Consider the following 3816-nt stretch of genomic DNA (forward strand, 5'->3'; position numbering starts at 1 on the left):
AAAAAGAAATTACAGATAGAGTGAACATATGTTACATCGAAAATAATTCAATTTTGAAGAAATTAAGGTAAATATTCTTCTATCATTTTATTATATAAGCACTTAAGATTAATGCGTAAAAATTTTGTGAATAATCCGGGTTAATAAGGGGGGATGCCGAAGGCAGGGGGGATATTTCAAGACACAGGAGCACTCAATTTCTCTTATTTACTGTATGTTGCTGACTTAACGACATAACCAAATAAATTAATTTCGATTATTAGAATACCACCGGAGGTAAATCATGGCAAAATCACCCGCTCGCAGGGATTTTCTCACCGCCGCTGTTGCAGCCGCCGGAACACTGGCCGCTTCAAGCGCCGGGGCTGAACCGCGCATCAGTTGGAAACCCCGTACTCCCGCCAGCCGTGAACTCGTACGGGTCGGCGTGGTTCTAGGACGTTTCACGCACACCAAGAATATCTGGTACGCCTACACCAACCCATCCGCAGGAACGCCACGCCGTACCGGGATGACAATCACCCATTACTGGACCCACTGGAATGACGTAGTCGAAGATTTCGAGAAAAAAACCGGCGCGGTGCGGGTAAAGAATCTGAATGACATGATCGGGAAGGTGGACGGGATCATTGTGGACGAAGCGCATGCCATCTCGCTTCAGCATCTTGCCGCAAAACCCTACCTTGAATCGGGTATGCCGACCTTTGTCAACCGCCCCTTTTCATCGTCCATGAAAAAAGCGAAAATGATGGTGGATATCGCCCGGAAAGCCGGTACACCGATAATGTCCGGCTCGTCGTTCGAATATCTCAAGGAAGCCATCGCCGCCCGTAAGCTGGTAGACCGCAAGAAACTGCTTGCCTACGAAGCCTTCAACGCCTCGTCCGATTACTACACGCACGGCCTTCACGGAATCTGGTTCGCCTATACCTGTATCGGAGGAGGAGTCGCCCGTATCGGCACCCTGGGGCGGAAATGGTGGGCCGGGCCGGCGCTGACCTATATCGAGCATGAACCGCGGGTACCGGACGGCCAGCCCATCTACGGCACGGTCCGTCACGGCGCCACTTCTGGGGGGAACTGCGGCATAAGGGTTTACAGCCCCCAGGAACAGGATTTCGACAACGGTCCGGAAGGTACAGGCTGGGCGCGGGATATGAGCCTCTGGACGCCCATGCTCATTGCCATGGAGGAAATGTTCGAAACAGGTAAGATGCCGGAGCCGTATGATGATATTCTTGAAAAAACCCACATTTTCCTCGCCTCGCTCCATTCACTCATGGATCTGAACGGCGGGCTGGTGGACATGAAATCATTTTCTGACGACTGGGACGGCGGCTCGCTAAAGCCGGAGCAGTATCCCGGAAACAGTTACACCCCGGCGGAATTGAAAGAGTACGAACGGGCGCTGAGCGGAGCATGACCGTATCTGACGTAAATACATCATATGTAAAGATAGATTTCGTTTATTAATAGATGCCGAAACGGTTTCACCGTTCCCGAGAAACGGCAACGGTTTCACCGTTCCCGAGAAACGGCAACGGTTTCATCGTTCCCGCGAAGCGGCAACAAGTTCGGCATGACACGTGTCATCCTGAACTTGTTTCAGGATCCAATTAACCTGTTGGAAATTAGATAAATGGAGGTATGAATATGATAAAAGGCAAGCTGGTTTTAGTGCTGCACAGCCATCTCCCCTATGTGATTGCACATGGCAAATGGCCGCATGGCATGGATTGGATCAACGAGGCGACGGCGGAAACCTATATCCCGTTTCTGAAAGTGATGGATAGGCTCATCTCCGAAGGAATTTCACCGAAAATCACCATCGGTCTTACTCCGGTTCTTTCCGAGATGCTTGCCGACGAAGCATTCAAATACGAGTTTCAGGATTATCTCACAACTAAGATTGAGGCGGCGCAGGCAGACGCGAGGGAATTCACCCGCATCGGAGACAGCAGCCGGTACGAACTTGCTGTACTTTGGGAGGGGTATTACAGCGATGTCAGAACCTATTTTAACGACGCACTGAAACGTGATATCGTCGGCGCTTACCGTAAGAAGCAGGATGACGGTCATATCGAGATCATCACCTGCGCCGCCACGCACGGATACCTGCCGCTCCTGGGGGAGGATACCGCAGTCCAGGCGCAGATAAAACTTGGGGTGGCCACCTACAGGAAGCATTACGGCCGTCAGCCCCTGGGCATCTGGCTGCCTGAATGCGCCTACCGTCCCGCTTACAACTGGACGCCGCCGGTGGAAGGATTCGGCGGTCCGCGGCTCCGCAAGGGGGTAGAGGAATTTCTCAGCGAAAACGGGATTCAGTATTTCATCGTCGATTCCCACCTGCTAAAGGGCGGGCGGTCCATAGGAGTGTACCTGGACCGGTTCGAGGCGCTCAAACAGCTCTGGAAAAACTTTGAGAGCCAGTACAAACCGGTCGAAGAAGATACCGAGAAATCCTCCCACCGGCTGTATTATGCATCCAGCGCCCAGGGCAAAAGCCCGGTCGCATTCTTCACCCGCGACCCGGATACCGGGATTCAGGTCTGGAGCGGCGAGCACGGCTATCCCGGGGACGGCAGCTATCTCGATTTTCACAAAAAACACTATCCCGGCGGACATCGTTACTGGAAAGTGACTTCCGCCAAATCGGATCTGGCCGACAAACAGGTGTACGAACCGGAGAATGTGCATGGCCGTATTCTGGAGAATGCCCACCATTTCAAGAATCTGGTGCGCTCCATCTGCCTGAGCGAGGATTTCAAAGACGGTTACACCCCCATTGTCTGCGCGCCGTTCGACGCAGAGCTTTTCGGGCACTGGTGGTTCGAGGGGCCGCAGTGGCTCTATGCGGTATTGAAGGAGATTTCTCTCGATCCGGAGCTTTCTGCCGCCACCATGCAGGAATGCTTCGAGGAAAACCCTCCCCAGCACATAGTCTCGCTGCCGGAAGGCTCCTGGGGACAAGGCGGGTTCCACTGGATATGGCTCAACGACTGGACCCGCTGGACATGGAAACATGTCTATGAGGATGAAAAACTCATGCAGGAAGCGGCGGTGAAATACGCTGACCGTACCGATGAACCGGCAGCTTCCCTTCTGAAACAGCTTGCCCGTGAGTTGGTGCTCCTGGAAAGCTCGGACTGGCAGTTCCTCATTAGCACCTGGTCGGCCCGCGACTATGCCGAGATGCGGTTCACCCAGCACCATGAGGATTTCCTGCTGCTCCTCAAACTGCTGAACAAGGCCGCCGATGGGGAGGCTTTGAGCGATGAGGAGAGGGAAAGCGTTAAAATTATTGAAGAGCGGGACAAGCTGTTTGCCGACATAGAGCCGAAATGGTGGGCGGAAGTGGAGTATAAGTAAGAATGTTGTTGCTCCGGCGATTTAAAATGCGAACGCAACTATTGGGATAGATGCCGAAACAAGTTCGGCATGACGTTTTCCAGTTACACTGTTTAATCATCGGAACTATAAAACCTCCTGTCGGGGTATTGAAAGAATTTCAACGATTACAAAGCTACCCATCGTTGAAGCCGGAGGATATTCAGGCGGCTCTTTCGTATGCGGCTGAACTGGCGCAATAGCGTATTATTCTCATGGCATCGGGGAAGAATTGTACACAGACGATTTAAACATAATTGCATACATTGTCAATTATACATGACAACATATTTTATTGCGTTTCTTTTCAAAATAGATGCCGAAACGGTTGCTAAAAGATGCGCTGCGCTTTCATCGTTCCCGCGAAGCGGCAACAAGTTCGGCATGACACGTGTCATCCTGAACTCGTTTCAGGATCTAAACACT

The 3816-nt window shown here is 51.9% G+C and carries 2 protein-coding genes; both read left to right on the plus strand.

Annotated elements, in window-relative coordinates; genetic code table 11:
- Nucleotides 1-283: 283 nt before the first annotated feature.
- Complete coding sequence (locus tag Q8O92_01995) at nucleotides 284-1423, plus strand: hypothetical protein (protein MDP2982085.1); 1140 nt, start codon at nucleotides 284-286, stop codon at nucleotides 1421-1423.
- Nucleotides 1424-1653: 230 nt separating this feature from the next.
- Nucleotides 1654-3372: a DUF1957 domain-containing protein gene (locus Q8O92_02000; protein MDP2982086.1), complete on the plus strand. Its 1719-nt coding sequence runs from the start codon at nucleotides 1654-1656 to the stop codon at nucleotides 3370-3372.
- The last annotated feature ends 444 nt before the right edge of the window (nucleotides 3373-3816 follow it).

The organism is Candidatus Latescibacter sp. (genome assembly GCA_030692375.1).
Lineage (GTDB): Bacteria > Latescibacterota > Latescibacteria > Latescibacterales > Latescibacteraceae > JAUYCD01.

Bases quoted from the DNA above. Each gene is read 5' to 3' on its own strand.
- Q8O92_01995 (MDP2982085.1), top strand. From the start codon at position 284: ATGGCAAAATCACCCGCTCGCAGGGATTTTCTCACCGCCGCTGTTGCA.
- Q8O92_02000 (MDP2982086.1), top strand. From the start codon at position 1,654: ATGATAAAAGGCAAGCTGGTTTTAGTGCTGCACAGCCATCTCCCCTAT.